The sequence below is a fragment of the Bacillus sp. FSL W8-1141 genome, from assembly GCF_038593205.1.
Classification (GTDB): domain Bacteria; phylum Bacillota; class Bacilli; order Bacillales; family Bacillaceae; genus Bacillus; species Bacillus altitudinis.
Genome location: NZ_CP151973.1, coordinates 855531 through 872011 on the forward strand (window position 1 = coordinate 855531; position 16481 = coordinate 872011).

Consider the following 16481-nt stretch of genomic DNA (forward strand, 5'->3'; position numbering starts at 1 on the left):
GAATCAATATCAACGATAAATAGATCATTCAATGAAAAAACGGAGGGACTCAAATGACAGATCAGCTTGAATTGTTTGACGTCACCATTATTGGCGGCGGTCCAGCAGGAATGTACACCGCCTTTTATAGTGGGATGCGGGATTTAAAGACGAAGGTACTGGAGTATAACGAAAGCCTTGGCGGAAAAATCCTCCTATATCCTGAAAAAGTTATTTGGGATGTGGGCGGTTTGCCGCCAACAAGAGGTGAACAGCTGATTCAGCAGCTAGAAACGCAGGCGAAAACATTTGAACCAGAGATTGCGTTGAATCAAAAAATCACGCAATTCGAGCGGGATGAGAATGGTCATATCCTGCTGACGGCTGAAAATGGCGATCGTCATTTGACAAAGACCCTCATCTTAGCCATGGGTCACGGAATTCCAGTTCAGCGAAAACTTGAAATCGAGCATGCAGACCGTTATGAAGTAACAAACCTTTATTACACCGTGCAGGAGCTAAAGACGTTTGCAGGGAAGCGGGTGGTCATCTCTGGAGGTGGAGATTCAGCTGTTGATTGGGCAAATGCCCTCGTTCCAATTGCTGAAAGTGTGACCGTTGTGCATCGTCGTGATATGTTTGGCGGACATGAAAAAAACGTCGCCAACATGAAAGCATCTAGTGCTCGCATTCTCACACCGCATGAACTCACAGAGCTTCATGGTCAAGGTGACAAAATTGAAGCCGTCACCATTCAGCACTTAGAAACAGGCGACATCGAACGAATCGAAACCGATGCTGTCATCGTCAACCATGGCATGAAAGGTGATTTAAGTGTTCTATCAGAATGGGGACTCAAGCAAGGTGAGTGGGGACTCATCGAGGTCAATGAAAAGATGGAAACCAATTTACCTGGTGTCTATGCAGTTGGCGACTTATGCACACATAAAAGTAAAGTGCGTTTAATTGCCGGTACGTTTGTTGATGGAGTCAATGCACTCAATAGCGCAAAGCTATACATCGAACCAGAAGCAGAAAAAGTAGCGTACGTGTCTTCACATAATGAACGCTTTAAAGAGAAAAACAAAGAATTACAAACGGCTGGAGCGCGATAATCACCATTCAGTCAGACATTGAAGTGCTAAAATGGTTTATTTTAGCACTTTTTTATATGGAAGGAGAAAGAGGAAATGACCGCCTATACTCATACAATTCTTCGCATGAAAGAAAGCAGTAAACGATCTCTTTCTGTGAAACAAACGGACTCATGGCAAACATCTTCACTGATGTTCTTGACTACGGACGGTGCGGTAAGACTTGACATGGAAGGAATTCGATATGAGCTAAACGCCAAAGACAGTGTGTTGATCCGCTCAGGAATAGATGTCATGGTTCAATCTTTATCGAGCGAGCAAGTGGTGATCTATACTGTCACATTTGACCAATTCACTCTGGCACAAGATGCACAAAATGAATTGGTCTATAAGGTGAATCACGATAATCTCCCTGATAACGGGGAAGTGGTGAAAGGCTCTGCCGTCCTTTTTTCTTACATCAAACAAATACAGACGAGCCAAATCATACAAGAACAGGCGAAATGGCTGGAAGAAATCATGTTCATTTTCCGCAAACAATCCAAGCCATACAACGAAAAAGTGCATTATTCGATTAACATGATCTTGCAGTATATGGCTGAGCATTATGATCAAAAACTAACAAGAAAAGACTTAGCTCATAAGATGGGGTTTCATGAGAGTTACTTTTCTACCTTTTTCAAACAAAGTATGGGGATGAGTGTGACAGAATACATTGCACAAATTCGAATAGACGAAGCCAAAAAACGTCTTTTACAAACAGACGATCAAATTCAAATCATAGCACGGCAAGTCGGGTATGCAGACAGTTTATATTTCAGCAGGAAGTTCCGTCAAAAAACAGGAAGAACGCCCAGTCAGTTTCGAATGAACCGAAGACCAGAGCGTATTGCTGCTTTTCAATTTGTCGGGTCATTGGTTGCAATAGGCATTGAGCCTGTTTGTATTGACGAAGAAACCTATCTCCATTCAGATATACTGAAAGAACAACTGGCCGGTTCGCTCGTCATAAATGAACATACGCCTGATGACGTCTTTAAATCACTTCAATTAGATGTCATCATCGTCCCTAACTATTATTATTCAAAACCTGCATTGATCAAGCGGTTGGAGCAAATCGCACCAGTTCTTGTTCTGCCATACGCCGGTCATCATGCTGTACCAGAGGTACTGTCTATAGGACGCCTTTTAGGAAGAGAAAATGAGGCAAACGATTGGGTGAAGCGATTTGAACAGCATAGTCAACAGGCAAGAAACACCCTGTCTTCCTTTAGAGAAAAAGGCGAGACCGTTGCAATCTATGAAATGAGAGGACATGACAAAGTGTATATGTGGTCCTATGAGGCAAGAGGGGCCTTCTATCTTTACGAAACGCTTGGCTTAAAACCTCCAAAAGCCATTTTAGAAGAAGTTCTTCTTCCTAATCAACATACAGTCATTCCTTTAGAGAGACTTGGAGAATACGAGGCGGATCATATGTTTTTTATTGTCTCTGACCAATATGGGTGGTATAAGCAAATGGACAAGCGAATGGAAGAAAGTGATGTTCTTCGTCAATTATCGGCTGTGAAAAATGGTACCTTTTATCCAGTAAAACTGGAGGAGTTTCGATTTGATGAAGGAGAGCGTGCACTTCTTTTGATGGACCGGTTTGTCTCTCAATTGACACAGCCAGCCTATCCAACAATTGTCCATATGTAAGTTGCGAGAATCCTCCATAGACCACGACAGGTGAGGTTGATAGAATACATGAGACTAGTAATTGATAACTATTCTCATTTGTAGTGGCGAAAATGAAGGAGGAATATGGAGATGAAAAAGACGTATTGGATATGTGCTGTCATTCTTCTAATGATATTGACGGCTTGTGGCAATAAAGAACAAGCCAAAACAGCAGAATCAAAGCAAGAAACGAAAACGGTTGAAACAGTGAAAGGAAAGATAGAGATTCCAGCTGAACCTAAACGAATTCTCGTAGATGGATATTTAGGGAGTGTGATTGCACTTGACGTTCAGCCTGTTGGATCGACCACGCAGGATTTAAAGAACGTACACTTAAAGGACAAGATAAAAGGAATAGAGGACATCAGTGACGAGCGTTCAGCTGAAAAAGCACTTAGCTTAAAGCCTGATCTGATTATCACAGCAGTACAGGATGAAAAAGTCTATGATGTGTACAAAAAAATAGCGCCTACCATCGTGTATCCTTACGGTTCTTTCAAAGATGCACATGAAGAATTGACGACGCTGGCAAAAATTTTAAATAAAGAAGAGGAAGGAAAAGCATTCCTCACCGCCTTCGATCAACGAATCGAGGCTGCTAGGAAAAAAGTGAAGTCTGCTTTAAAAGAGAATGAAACGGTCTCGATCATGGGCGCTTTTAAAAATGATGTCTATGTATATGGTAACGGAATTTATCGAGGCGGGCAGGCATTATATCAGCAATTACAAGTAAACCCACCAAAACAGGTCAGAGATACGATTTTAAAAAGTAAGACAGGGTATGAAGTCATTTCTTATGAAACCCTTCCTGAATATGCAGGAGATTACATTTTCATTGATGAAAGCAACGGCGGAACATTTGATAAAAACAATTCTATTTGGAAGAGTCTAGAATCTGTCAAAAAAGAGCAGACCTATCAAATGGATACAGAGTTCTTCTGGCCTTACGATCCGATTGCAGTAGCAAATCAAGCGGAAGAGTTTGCTGACATATTGACAGAAATGTCTGATCGGTAGGAGGTCTGTCAATTGTTAAAGCGTTTCTTCTCATACTACAAACCATATATGGGGCTGTTTATATTAGATTTTTCCTGTGCGGTACTGGCAGCCTTACTCGAATTATCCTTTCCCCTTGCCATCAGTAAAGTGATGGACGATTTGCTGCCAAATGGTGATTGGGATGCCATTTGGTTTTGGGGCATTCTGCTCCTCGTTTTATACGTGATCAGTTCTACGATGCATTATGTCGTGACCTATTTTGGGCACAAATTAGGCATTAATATAGAAACGGATATGAGGAATCAGCTATTTTCTCATGTGCAAAGAATGTCCTTTCGCTTCTTTGACAAAAAGAAAACGGGAAAACTCGTGTCCCGTATGACAAATGATTTAATGGATATTGGTGAAATTGCGCATCATGGCCCGGAGGATTTATTTATCGCGATCATGACACTCACGGGTGCCTTTGGCTTGATGCTGTCGATTAATTGGCAGCTGGCAGTTCTCACATTTATTGTCGTTCCATTCTTGATCGGATTATCCGTCTACTTTACGAAAAAAATGTCTGCTGCTTTTGATAAAATGTTCTCGAGTATTGGTCAATTCCATTCACGTGTGGAAAACAATATTAGTGGCATACGGGTTGTGAAAGCATTCGGAAATGAATCACATGAAATGGACCGATTTATTGAACATAACGAGCAATTTAGAAAGACAAAGCTAACCACATATCAAATGATGGCTGTGCATACCGCTGTCAGTCATTTTCTTATTAAGAGTGTGACAGTGTTTGGCCTTGTATGCGGCGCATGGTTTGTGCTGCAAAAAAATATGACGTATGGGGAATTTGTGTCATTTGTACTTTTAACAGGCATCTTCTTAGGACCCATCCAACAAATCAATGCAGTCATTGAAATGTATCCAAAAGGTGCAGCGGGCTTTAAACGATTTGCATCACTCATCGATCAATCACCAGATGAAAAGGATGCGGATGATGCCATTGAAGTTGATCAGTTAAATGGGGATATCGTTTTTGAGCATGTGTCTTTTCAATATGAATCAGACAAACCGGTTCTTCATGACATCAATCTTGAGGTGAAACAAGGAGAGACCATTGCGGTCGTAGGTCCCTCTGGTGCTGGGAAATCGACGCTTTGCAGTTTGCTGCCACGTTTTTACGAATGGCAGGAGGGTACCATTACAATTGATGGCATAGAGACAAGAAAGATGACACTGCCTTCGCTGCGGAGACAAATTGGTGTCGTCCAGCAAGATATTTATTTATTCCATGGGACCATTCGAGAAAACATTTTATACGGAAAACTCGATGCATCTGATGAAGAAGTGTGGCAGGCAGTGGAGAAAGCCCAACTGAAGGATCTTGTAAATAGCTTGCCAAATGGGCTTGATACGATCATCGGTGAACGCGGAATGATGTTATCTGGCGGACAAAAACAGCGTATCTCTATTGCACGTATTTTCCTTAAAAATCCGCCAATTTTTATTTTAGATGAAGCCACATCTTCTCTGGATACGGAGACAGAATCCTTTATTCAGGGCTCACTTGAAGAACTATCTGAAGGACGAACCACGTTTATTATTGCGCATCGCCTAGCGACCATCCAGCATGCTGATCGGATTGTGGTTTTAACAAAAGAGGGCATCAAGGAGCAAGGCAGGCATGAAGACCTGCTGGAAATGGACGGGATGTACCGGCGTTTGTATGAAACACAATTTAGAATGTAAGAGAGGAAAAGCCGGCATATTGCCGGCTCGGCGTGTAGACAAACCCTCGCATTCGGTGTCAGTCCTGCGCTTCGGTGCTCACGAATGTCAAATTCGCTCCGCGCCAATGCTCGTCCTTCCTAGGGCTGCAAAGGTTTTCTATCACGCTGAAAAGAAGACAAAGGGCTAAAATAAAGTTCATTTTAGCCCTTTGTCAACAATCTGAAGCCGGCATATTGCCGGCTTTTTAGCGTGTGATCATCATCCGACCATTAACTGCGGGGGGCAAATAACATCACACTGACACCAGCTAAACAGATCAAAGCACCCATCCAGTCATAGAAATCAGGGGTTTTGCGATCGACCCACCAGCCCCAAAACACAGCGAGAACGACAAAAACACCGCCATAGGCCGCATAAACCCGCCCAAAGGTCGGGAACTGCTGGAATGTAGGGATGACGCCGTAAGCGACCAAGATGAGGCTACCTGCGATTCCGTAGCTGACGGGTTTTGCTTCACGCAGCCACAGCCAGACAAGATAACCGCCACCTATTTCAGCCAGACCAGCTAATAAAAAAAGAACAATCGTTACAATCATTTTCGGACACTCCAGTTCTCCAGTTTCGTTCTATTATGACATGATGAAAGGATGCGTTCTACCTGATATAAATTGAGAGCCTGACGAGAGTTTGCTAAAATCAACTGAACAGTGAATGAAACACATGGATTCTTGACTTTCCTTGAGGCGAGTGATCCAAATGGTCAATCCATCCGTTGAGTAAGTACATTCTCATGAGGAACACATTTCCTTTTTCAGCGCTCTTTTTTTCTCCTTGAAAAAAGAGTAAAGTACAAAGGAGGCTTATCTCAGCAATTTGAGAGATGAGCCATACGTGAAGATTTCATGATGAATGCATAATGCTCTTTCTCATGAAAAAGGAAGGAGATGACCATGGACACACTGAAGGATTTTGAGCTGTATCACAAGATCAAACATGATCGACATAAGCCCTCGCTTGAATTATTGTACGATCGCTATGAACGTGTGTTATATTCGTTTATTTATAAAATGACTGGAAACCGTGAGCTGGCGGAGGAAGTGCTTCAAGAAGTCTTTATCAAGCTTTGGCGCGGCATAGGAGAATACAATACAGATAAAGGGAAATTTTCCTCATGGTTATTTATGATGTCACGAAACACGGCAATCGATCTATTAAGGAAACACCGAAATGAAACAGCTCTTGAAGATGAGCATATTGAATACTTGGCAGATCATCAAGAAGATGTGTCAAAAGAAGTAGAATGGAACGAAGAAAAACAAATCATACGTGAAGCAGTATCAACATTGTCGAAAGAACAGCAAACCATCATCGAAGATGTCTATTTTAAAGGAATGACACAAAAGAGCATTGCGGAAAAACTAGGCATCCCTATTGGAACGGTGAAGGGAAGAGTTCGATTGTCATTGAAGCATTTACGAACGAAACTGTCTCGCGGAGGAAAGGAGGAAGAGGCATGACTCAGTGTAAACATCAAGTCATTGATTACTTTAACGGGCATTTACAAGGAGAAGAAAAGACGCAATTTGAAGAACACATCAAACATTGCTCGGCTTGCAAAGAAGAGCTTGAAGAACTGACATCGCTCATGTCTGATATTCCGTTTCTAGCAGAGGACGAAACGCCTCCGGCAGGGATGAAAGACCGCATTTTATCAAGAGTATTTGAAGAAGAGATACGAGAGACAACAATCGCTGCAAAATCGAACCCGCCTCAAGATTTCAAAATAGTTCGTGATGCAAATGAGACGAAACCGCCAATGAAGAAGAAAAATCAATGGCTGTTGCCTCTCGTTGCCGCACTACTTCTCATTTCTGCAGCTGGGAACGTGTATTTCTTAACAAATGGAACAGATCAAGCAGAACAACCTGTCAAAGTTGTTGCGACAAAATCACTGGCATCTGCCGAATCGGCAAAAACAACGGGTGCTTTTTCAGTGATTGAGCATCACGGCAAAAAAGAGCTTGTAGTGAGTGCCGACGGATTAAAAGACCAGCTTGATTCATCGGCCGTTTATCAAGTATGGCTCATTAAAGGAGATCAGCCTGTTCCGGCCGGTGCCTTTAAAACAGATAGCAAAGGGGAGGGCACCGTCACCTATGCATTATCTGAAAAAGAAGCAAACGAATCATGGGATACTGTGGCTGTCACCCTTGAACCAAAAAAGGATAACAAGCTTCCGCAAGGCCCTGTCGTACTGAGTGCTGCATTTTAAGCTTGATTCATGAAGGATGCCTTTTTCAGGGCATCCTTTTTTGATAGGCAGAAGGAACCTTATGACAAATGAGACGTACTACAATAGAGGTGAGACACATGCAGCGATACATAGAAAAACAACTATTTCTCTTATCAGCTAGACACGCATTTACCGCATTTTATTTTTTGGTGATCCCATTCATTATAAAAGACCTTTTTAAATCAACTCCTTTACTTATGGTCATGATCGCTCTTTTTATCATTCATCATCTAGTGACAAGTATCGTATGGTTTTATAAATCAAGAAACATTCGAAAGCGTCAATCAGGTGACCTAACCAAACGAGGACATCTCGTTGTCCAGATCATGCAGAGGCTCGAACAGCTCATGATGCTCGTTTTTGTGATGTTATTGATCAGTGGATGGATGCAGGGAGACATTGTGACGCTATTATTCACAATTTTTCTGTTCATCGTCGTTTTCTTGCAGCACATTCAGTTTTATTATGTTCAGTACTTTTTTAAATCGAGCGGCTGGTTCACCTATGTCCTCTCTTTACAAAAGGCTCGTCCTTCTTACATCGTGAGGGAACGAAGGGCTTTGAAGAAATCCTAAATGTGCAATCGCTTGCTGACTGATCCATCAGCATCAAAAATGTATGATAAAATGTGGAAAAGAAGCATGGAGAAAGGGAGTGCGAGCGAGTGAAAGCAGTTGGATTATTTGAGTATTTGCCAATTGAGCATGAACAAAGCTTGATCGATCAGGAGGTGGCAAAGCCCAAAGCAGCTGGCAGGGATATTTTGGTGAAAGTAGAGGCTGTGTCGGTGAATCCAGTGGATACAAAGGTGAGGTCACCGAAGAATCAGAAAGAAGATGAATTGAAAATTCTTGGCTACGATGCAAGCGGTACGGTGGTGGAAGTGGGCGAAGCGTGTACGTTGTTTCAGCCGGGTGACCATGTCTATTACGCAGGAGATATCACGCGACAAGGCTCAAATAGTGAATACCAGCTTGTGGATGAGAGAATTGTGGCGAAAAAGCCTGCAAATCTCTCTTTTGCCGAAGCAGCTGCCATGCCTCTTACAACAATTACGGCATATGAAGCGCTATTCGACCGAATGCATATGAAGCGGAATGCAGAAAGTTCGACCTTGCTGATCATCGGTGGTGCAGGCGGAGTGGGCTCCATCGCCATTCAACTCGCCAAATTAGCAAAGGCGACTGTAATCGCCACTGCATCAAGACCTGAAACAAATGAATGGTGTCTCTCATTAGGGGCTGATCATATCATTGACCATCACCAGCCGCTCTTAGCGCAGCTTCAGGAAAAAGGGATTGGCGAAGTGGATTACATTTTATGCTTAAATGATACAGATGGCCATTTCAAAGGGATGGCAGAAGCGATTAAACCTCAAGGGACGATCTGTACCATTGTTGAAAATCAGCACCATTTAGACATTCAATTACTCAAAAATAAAAGTGCTGCATTTGTATGGGAATTCATGTTCACACGGCCGATGTACAAAACCTCGGATATGATGAAGCAGCATGAGCTTTTAAAAGAAGCGAGTACATTATTTGAAGAGAAGAAGTTAAAACATACATTAACAAAGGTGCTCAGCCCCATCAATGCCGCCAATTTGAAGCAGGCACATCAAACACTTGAGCAAGGGAAGATGATAGGTAAATTTGTTCTAGAAGGATTTTAAGGAGGGGCAGCAGATGACATCATTACAATATCCGATTGGCTTATATGAACCGGTGGACCAACAAACGAAAAAGCAGCTGGAGGCATGGATTGATGAGCTGGCACTCATTCCTCAAAAGTATGAAGAGGCAGTTGTCCCATTGACAAATGATCAGCTGGATACCCCATATCGGCCAGGAGGATGGACCGTTCGTCAGCTCATTCACCACGTAGCGGACAGCCATCTGAACGCCTACTTGCGATTTAAACTTGCGCTGACAGAAGAAACACCGCACATACGTCCATATGATCAAGAAGCATTTGCTTCACTTCCTGACAGCAAGGCGCCTATCAGTCTATCACTGCCGTTAATCAGCAGTCTGCATCGCAGGTGGGTCACATTACTTCGCGAGATGACAGAGGAAGATTTCAACGCTGCATATTACCATCCAGCCGATCAACAAACGGTGTCCTTATATGATGCAACAGGAATGTACGTCTGGCATTCACAGCATCATCTCACCCATATCACGGAATTAATCAAAAGAAATCAGTGGAAGTAAAGGAGTCAACACATGTCTAGTAGAAGAATTGTCGGCGCTATGTTTATCTGCACGGCGGCATTGTTTTATATAGCGAAATACGTTTTGTTTGAGATTCGCTATGGTGGAAATGTAAGCACAGTAAGAACGATCGAGGAGCTGGAAGATATACTCCCAGGCGGTACGTGGATCAGCATCATTTTTCTCATTATCGGTTTAGGTTATCTCCTGTGGGATGACCGGGAAGTCATTCGTCAATATCTTTTCACCCCAGATAAACAAGGAAAAGAAGAATTAAAAAAGACGGACCTCAAGTGACCGTCTTTTTTCCTTTTTTAGCCACGTTCAGGACGAAGTGCTTTTTCTAAAATAGCTAGACCTTCATTGACTTTTTCTTTTTCTTCATCATTGAGCCGTTGCAGGGAATTTTTAATTTTTTCATGCCCTTTTTGATAAATACTTCTGAAAATATTTTTCGCTTCCTCTGTCAATTCTACGACAATAATTCGACGGTCACGCTCAGAATGCTTTCGTTCCACAAAGTTCGATTGTTCTAACCGATCAAGCAGCCCTGTCATATTGGACAAAGAAGCCCCCATTTTTTCAGCAATTTCGGACACCTTAAGAGAGCCATGGTTATTGAGCAGCATGAGCACCTTCATTTGAGGCATACTCATATCCAGCTTCATCCATTCAGAAACATCTCCAAGTCCTGCAGCAGTGAGCACTTTCATATACAGCACCCATGTCTTTTTTTCCTCAGGAGATAGGATTTCCTCTTTTAGTACGGTGGTGTCATGAATATTATATTCCACGCTTGTTCACTTCCTTTAAGCGGCTCTTTTCTTTATATTACTGATTTTTACTTCTAATTGAAAGTATCATGAAGCTTTTGAATGTTAAACTGCATGAATTAAGTGGTATTTGTTGTATAATAATGGTCAGTTGAAATTAATGAAGCAACTTAGAAAGTTGGGAAAAACATGTGGAACAAAAAAACGGGTATGACGATCTTAAAAATGCTCTTTCCGATCGTGATCATCCTTGTCTTAATTTTTGTCGCCAAGCAGGAGCTGAGCGGCCTTTCCATTAAAAAGACGTTTTATATTATTGACAGCTTGAATCGAATGGACTTGTTTATTCTTGTCTTTCTTGGACTTGTCGCTGTTTTATCCATGTCCTTATATGATTTTATTTTAAGAAAAAGCCTTAATATGCCTATCAGCGGCTGGAAAACGATCCGAATTTCTTGGATCGCCAACTCCTTTAATAGTGTGCTTGGTTTCGGTGGTTTATCAGGAGCAGGGCTTAGAACGCTTCTATACAAGGAATACATAACAGATACGAAAAAACTGCTGAAAGGCATTGCCCTTTTAACATCCTCTGTTCTGCTAGGCTTATCTATTTTCAGTGATTTGATTTTAGTTAGGGTCCTGCCAGTTGAAAGTATTATTAGTCAGGAGCCGTGGTTATGGGCATTTGTCATTATTTTTGCTTGTATTGTGCCCATTTACATCATCATGGCGTCCATTCGAAAAAGCTCGATTGAGAGCGGTGAAAACGGACTGAAGCACCCGATCTATGCTTATATTGGTGCATCGTTTTTAGAGTGGCTGGCAGCTGGTCTTGTCATGTACATGGCTGTTGTCTCTATGGGGATGAACGTTGATGTCCGTATTGTATTAGGCGTCTTTGCGATTGCGTCAATCGGCGGTTTAATCAGTATGGTTCCGGGCGGATTTGGTTCGTTTGATCTGATCTTTTTACTCAGTATGCAATACATTGGGTTTGATAAAGAGATGGTGCTGACAGCGCTTGTATTGTACCGCTTCGTTTACTCCATTTTCCCGTTTATTCTTGGACTTTGTCTAGCGGCATACGATTTAACTGGAACAACACTCAGGCGTCTTGAAGGCAATCCGAGAATGGCGCCTGCTATTGAAACAACAAACGTCTTAATTGTGTTGCACCGTGCTCTGCTCATCCGTTTATTGTACGGATCTTTGTCCATTTTAACGTTTGGAAGCGGTTTGCTCATTATGGCTTCCGTTGTGCTTCCTGTTGATCGTTTAGGTGTGATTACAACCATTCCACGCTTTTTGTTATCAGGATTTAATGGTCTTTCTTTAATGTTCGGGATCATTTTAATGATTTTGTCCATTGAAGTGTATAAAAGAACGAAACGGTCTTATCTATTGACAATGATTGCCCTAGCAGGCGGCTTTGTGTTTACTTTACTAAAAGGGTTTAACCTGAGTTTGATCTTTATATTGCCGGTCATCATGGTGGTATTTTTCTCGCTTCGAAATCAATTTGTGAAGCAGCAGGCCCCTTATTCTTTGAATCAGTTTGTGGCCGCCGCCGCCGGATATTTACTCGTGTTGTTTAACTATAATGTCATTGGGAACTTCATTTGGATGAAAATTGGTCATTTCCTAAGCAAGGACTATTTGGTTCATAATGAACGGCATATCACGATGACCAGTATGATTGCTTTAATTGGCGTTCCTCTTTTCTTTTTCATTAGCAAATTGATTTTTAATAAAAAAGCAGTTCCAATCGGCGAAGAAGCCGATGAAGAAAAATTAAAAACTTTTCTCGAAGAAAAGGGAGGAAATGCTCTTAGTCATCTAGGTTTTTTGGGAGACAAAAAACTGTTTTTCTCAAGTGATGGAGAGGCGATGCTTCAGTTTGGCCGGATTGGCCGTTGCGTAATTGTGCTTGGAGATCCTTCTGGGCGTAGAGCCTCTTATCCGCTTGTACTGGAAGAATTTTTGGAGCAGACAGAAAAAGCAGGCTATCGTGTCGCTTTTTATCAAGTAGAACGTGAAGGAATGGCGCTTTATCATGACCTAGGTTTTCACTTCTTTAAGCTTGGGGAAGAAGCCATGGTCGATTTAGAAACGTTCTCTTTGTCAGGAAAGAAAAAATCAAACTTACGGGCTGTCGCAAATAAATTTGAACGAGAAGGCTATACGTTTGAAATGCTGGAGCCGCCCTTTTCAGAGGAATTGATCTCAACCTTAAAACAAATCTCTGACAGCTGGCTGGGCAAGAAAAAAGAAAAAGGATTTTCATTAGGCTATTTCCATGAAGAATACATTCAAAAAGCACCGATTGCGATTTTAAAGGATGAACAAGGGCAGATCATATCTTTTGTGTCCTTAATGCCGATGTATCAAAAAGGAGAGATATCCATCGACCTCATGCGTCATATGCATGATGCACCGAACGGGATGATGGATGCACTCTTTATCCACCTTTTTCAATGGGCGAAAGAAAAAGGCTACACATCCTTTAACATGGGAATGGCGCCATTATCGAATGTAGGCACGTTCCACCAGTCTTTTCTGACAGAACGTTTGGCGAGTGTCATCTTCAATAACGTCAGATATATGTATAGTTTCAGCGGCTTACGGTCGTTTAAACAGAAATATAAACCAGAATGGCGCGGAAAATATTTAGCGTATAAAAAGAATACATCACTGCCTGTCACAATGGTGCTCGTCACTAAACTGATAGGAATGGACCCAAATCGAAAACGGCGTCCATAAGTCCAAAGAACCTTTACCTTTCACTAGGTGAAGGTTTTTTAGACAAAAGAATAGCAAAAGTGGTAAAGTTGAAGGGTAAGGGGGATGTTCACATGACACTAAATGAATGGTTTACAAAGGGATTAGCTGAACGTACATATGTACACAACATGGAGAAAAACCGTGAAAACTTACTCACGGTGTACAACCAGTACGCAATTCATCAAAAGGAAAAAGAGCTGCTTCAAAAACTTCAAAAGAAAAAGCTCAGAGCGCTTGTGATCACGGCAGATTGGTGCGGTGATGCGATGGTTAATGTACCTATTTTCATGCGTATTGCAAATGAAGCACTGATTGATGCGCGCTATTTCATTCGGGACGAGCACCTAGACCTGATGGATCAGTATTTAACGAACGGGACCGCAAGATCGATTCCGATTATCGTCATCATTGATCAGGAAGGGAAAGAAGTGGGGAAATGGGGACCTCGCTCAGCAGAAGCTCAGCGCTTTGTCGACGAGAAAAAGCCGGATAAAGATGCACCCGATTTTGAGGAAGCATTTAAAGTGTTTGCGAAAGAAGCCGCACATCACTATACGACAGATCGTTACTTATGGAAAGATATTGAGAAAGAAATAGTAGAAGTTTTGGCAAAAATATAAACCAAAAGACTACTTCGCCGCAATGGGAAGTAGTCTTTTTTTATCTTGTTTTTGCGTTTTACCTACAAAACACCGCATAAAGATGTAGAAAAACCGCAGAATTCTATCAAATACCGCAGAAAACCGCAAAGCATCACGATTTTCCCAACCACTTTTAGTTGAAAAACCTCATATATGCCATGAAATCAGCTATTTTGCCCTTATCTAAAGGCTCATATAACGCACGTCGGATGGCTTTTTCCCAATACAAGAGGCCCAGCAACTATAGTAATCTAGTTGTAATCTCCTTTGAACGAACTAAAAAAATAATTGAAGGAAAAGGGCTGGCGATCAATTTATGAAAAAAATCATCTATCTCGATCAAGAAAAAAAGAAGCTCGCTGAATCAAAGAAAAGAGAACAGCGTTCCATCAAATCACTCAGACTGCTTGTGTTTTATGACGGACAAAGTCCTTCATGTGCAAAAGCAATTGACCTGTTGAAATCACTCGATTGGAAAAATCGAATTCACTTTGAATCATTTAGACACTCACAGCTGCTGAGACTGAATAAAATTAGTGAAGAGAAGGCAGAGAAACGAATCGTGTCTATTTCCTTAGCGAAAAATCAAAAAAACTCAGGGATTTATACGTGGCTGAGAATGGCTTGTCACATCCCTGCATTATGGGGAACGGTCCCATTCATTGTACTCAGCATTTGGCTTGGCTTTGGGCAGCATGCTTACGATTATTTTGCGAGAAAACGGTACATTCATTCTGTCGAACAAGTCACCCGTCCCGATACAGATCAACAAAAGACCATCTAATCATAGAAAAAGCATGACCTTCGATCGGCAGAAGGTCATGCTTTTTTATAATACGGGATATATGATGCTAAGTGATCAAGCAGCTTCGTTGTGTAAGACATATATGCACGCTTATCAAGCTCAGAAGCCGCATAGGAAAGCAAGGTTCTAAGAGCAAACAAGTACTCATTGTGGAGCTGATTGTGTTCAAAGTAAGGAATCGCTGCTTCTACTAAATAAGTTTTCAAATCATGAGGATTCTCTTCAATCATCAATTTATAAATTTTAATCATATATAAACAGTTTGGTTGAATACGAGGCTGTTTGAGCAGCTCGTGTATGTATGGAAGCGCCTTTTTGCGATCATATTCCGCATACAATGTCGCGATTTCATAGAGCGTTTCACAGTAACGATCTTCTATCTGTTCTTGATTAAAATAATTGAGTGAATCTAGTAAATAAGGCACAGCGGATGAGAAATCGCCTTGGCGTTTTAAGAGAACCCCGTAATAAAAATAAGCTGTCATCTTAATATAAGCATCAGGGTGAAGCGATGTGTGTAAAATCACTTCTTTTAAATATCTTTTAGCTGTTTGAAAGGCCTTTAATTCCAATGAGATGACCCCATGAATGAGTGTACAATGAATGACCCGCTTGAAATTATTTTTTTGTCTATACAAATCCATTGCTTGATGTGTGGCCTCAAGCGCATCACCGAGATGCCCCATGGCTCCAAGTGCTTTTGCATAGTGATAATACAGGTCGCTCTGTTCAACAGAAGCGTAAGAAAAGCAGCTTTCAAGTCTTTTCAATCCTTCTTCGAGTTGACCGATTTTAATCTGGTGGATGCCATCTAGATATTCAAACGTTTCTTTTTCTGTGTCAATAAAGGTTTTTTCAAACTTTTTAAGCACGCGGTGCGTTTTTAAGGCAAGCTGCTGTTTTTCTGTTAATAAATAAAATTGAAATAAGGACAAATGATACTGAATCCCTAAATCTAGCGAAAAGAACTGTTCCTCGTGATGAATGATCATTTCTGCATTTTGCTCTGCTTGATCGAGCGCATAGAAATACATGTTCATCTGAAACTCATCGAGTAATGACAACAGATGACGCGCCTTTTGCGACAGCGTTTCTTGACTAATTCCAAGCCGTTCAAGCAAAAGATTGATCGTATCTTGATTGGCCTCTTTTGAGCCATTTTCAATTTTACTTAAATGAGAGACAGAACAAATTCCTTCTGCCAACTCCGATTGGGTCATATTTTGTTTATAACGATAGAGTTTGATGATTTGCCCAATATTGATTTTCATTCCATTCAGAAGCCTCCCTTCCAATCATGGGTTGAAAGCTTTTTGAAAAAATAGCCACATTTAAAAAAGTGGAAATACCTGAAACCATTTCATCATCTTGGCTTTTTTCTCAAAATTTGTTTAAAACGTAATATGATTGTAACATTACTTGAAAAAGTCAAACAACTTTTTAGCAGAGAGGT

At 41.4% G+C, this 16481-nt stretch carries 16 protein-coding genes; 13 read left to right on the forward strand and 3 right to left on the reverse strand.

What is annotated here, in order from left to right; genetic code table 11:
- Positions 1–53: 53 nt before the first annotated feature.
- The 4 genes from NSQ52_RS04195 to NSQ52_RS04210 all read left to right on the forward strand — a co-directional run bounded on the left by NSQ52_RS04195 (position 54) and on the right by NSQ52_RS04210 (position 5540).
- Complete coding sequence (locus NSQ52_RS04195) at positions 54–1094, forward strand: NAD(P)/FAD-dependent oxidoreductase (RefSeq protein ID WP_024720272.1); 1041 nt, start codon at positions 54–56, stop codon at positions 1092–1094.
- Positions 1095–1169: 75 nt separating this feature from the next.
- The gene (locus NSQ52_RS04200; RefSeq protein ID WP_256689107.1) at positions 1170–2774 is read left to right on the forward strand and encodes an AraC family transcriptional regulator; all 1605 of its coding nucleotides are present in this window, start codon (positions 1170–1172) and stop codon (positions 2772–2774) included.
- Positions 2775–2885: 111 nt separating this feature from the next.
- Entirely contained in the window at positions 2886–3812 is a 927-nt protein-coding gene (locus NSQ52_RS04205; protein ID WP_024720274.1) for an ABC transporter substrate-binding protein, read from the forward strand.
- A gap of 12 nt (positions 3813–3824) precedes the next feature.
- The gene (locus NSQ52_RS04210; protein WP_007496669.1) at positions 3825–5540 is read left to right on the forward strand and encodes an ABC transporter ATP-binding protein; all 1716 of its coding nucleotides are present in this window, start codon (positions 3825–3827) and stop codon (positions 5538–5540) included.
- Between the two features lie 251 nt (positions 5541–5791).
- Here NSQ52_RS04210 and NSQ52_RS04215 read toward each other — a convergent pair whose 3' ends face one another.
- Positions 5792–6118, reverse strand: coding sequence for a YnfA family protein (locus NSQ52_RS04215; protein ID WP_017358827.1), 327 nt, complete (start codon positions 6116–6118; stop codon positions 5792–5794).
- Between the two features lie 354 nt (positions 6119–6472).
- On the opposite strand from NSQ52_RS04215, the gene NSQ52_RS04220 reads away from it, so the two are divergent.
- From NSQ52_RS04220 to NSQ52_RS04245, 6 genes are all read left to right on the forward strand, one after another.
- On the forward strand, positions 6473–7039 hold the full coding sequence (locus tag NSQ52_RS04220) for a sigma-70 family RNA polymerase sigma factor (RefSeq protein ID WP_017358828.1): 567 nt from the start codon (positions 6473–6475) through the stop codon (positions 7037–7039).
- Positions 7036–7794: an anti-sigma factor gene (locus NSQ52_RS04225; protein ID WP_108611431.1), complete on the forward strand. Its 759-nt coding sequence runs from the start codon at positions 7036–7038 to the stop codon at positions 7792–7794. Before NSQ52_RS04220 ends, NSQ52_RS04225 begins: the two co-directional genes overlap by 4 nt.
- Positions 7795–7892: 98 nt before the next feature.
- Positions 7893–8390, forward strand: a complete 498-nt coding sequence (locus NSQ52_RS04230) for a hypothetical protein (RefSeq protein ID WP_242731780.1) — start codon at positions 7893–7895, stop codon at positions 8388–8390.
- Between the two features lie 89 nt (positions 8391–8479).
- A complete protein-coding gene (locus tag NSQ52_RS04235) occupies positions 8480–9487 on the forward strand; it encodes a zinc-binding alcohol dehydrogenase family protein (RefSeq protein ID WP_342473947.1) in 1008 nt (335 codons plus the stop codon).
- Between the two features lie 13 nt (positions 9488–9500).
- Positions 9501–10028 carry a YfiT family bacillithiol transferase gene (locus tag NSQ52_RS04240; RefSeq protein ID WP_135010418.1) on the forward strand — a complete coding sequence of 176 codons (528 nt, stop codon included), beginning with the start codon at positions 9501–9503 and terminating at the stop codon, positions 10026–10028.
- Positions 10029–10040: 12 nt separating this feature from the next.
- Complete coding sequence (locus NSQ52_RS04245; protein WP_024720280.1) at positions 10041–10325, forward strand: hypothetical protein; 285 nt, start codon at positions 10041–10043, stop codon at positions 10323–10325.
- A gap of 17 nt (positions 10326–10342) precedes the next feature.
- On the opposite strand, the gene NSQ52_RS04250 is transcribed toward NSQ52_RS04245, so the two are convergent.
- On the reverse strand, positions 10343–10822 hold the full coding sequence (locus tag NSQ52_RS04250) for a MarR family transcriptional regulator (RefSeq protein ID WP_008341672.1): 480 nt from the start codon (positions 10820–10822) through the stop codon (positions 10343–10345).
- A 168-nt stretch (positions 10823–10990) separates the two neighbouring features.
- Between NSQ52_RS04250 and mprF the strand changes: the two genes are divergently transcribed.
- The 3 genes from mprF (at position 10991) to NSQ52_RS04265 (ending at position 15007) form a co-directional block, all read left to right on the forward strand.
- On the forward strand, positions 10991–13561 hold the full coding sequence (mprF, locus tag NSQ52_RS04255) for a bifunctional lysylphosphatidylglycerol flippase/synthetase MprF (RefSeq protein WP_342473948.1): 2571 nt from the start codon (positions 10991–10993) through the stop codon (positions 13559–13561).
- Between the two features lie 92 nt (positions 13562–13653).
- On the forward strand, positions 13654–14202 hold the full coding sequence (locus NSQ52_RS04260) for a thioredoxin family protein (protein ID WP_035703746.1): 549 nt from the start codon (positions 13654–13656) through the stop codon (positions 14200–14202).
- Positions 14203–14539: 337 nt separating this feature from the next.
- A complete protein-coding gene (locus NSQ52_RS04265; protein WP_007496690.1) occupies positions 14540–15007 on the forward strand; it encodes a DUF393 domain-containing protein in 468 nt (155 codons plus the stop codon).
- Positions 15008–15042: 35 nt separating this feature from the next.
- On the opposite strand, the gene NSQ52_RS04270 is transcribed toward NSQ52_RS04265, so the two are convergent.
- Positions 15043–16299: a transcriptional regulator gene (locus tag NSQ52_RS04270; protein WP_008341668.1), complete on the reverse strand. Its 1257-nt coding sequence runs from the start codon at positions 16297–16299 to the stop codon at positions 15043–15045.
- Positions 16300–16481: the final 182 nt, after the last annotated feature.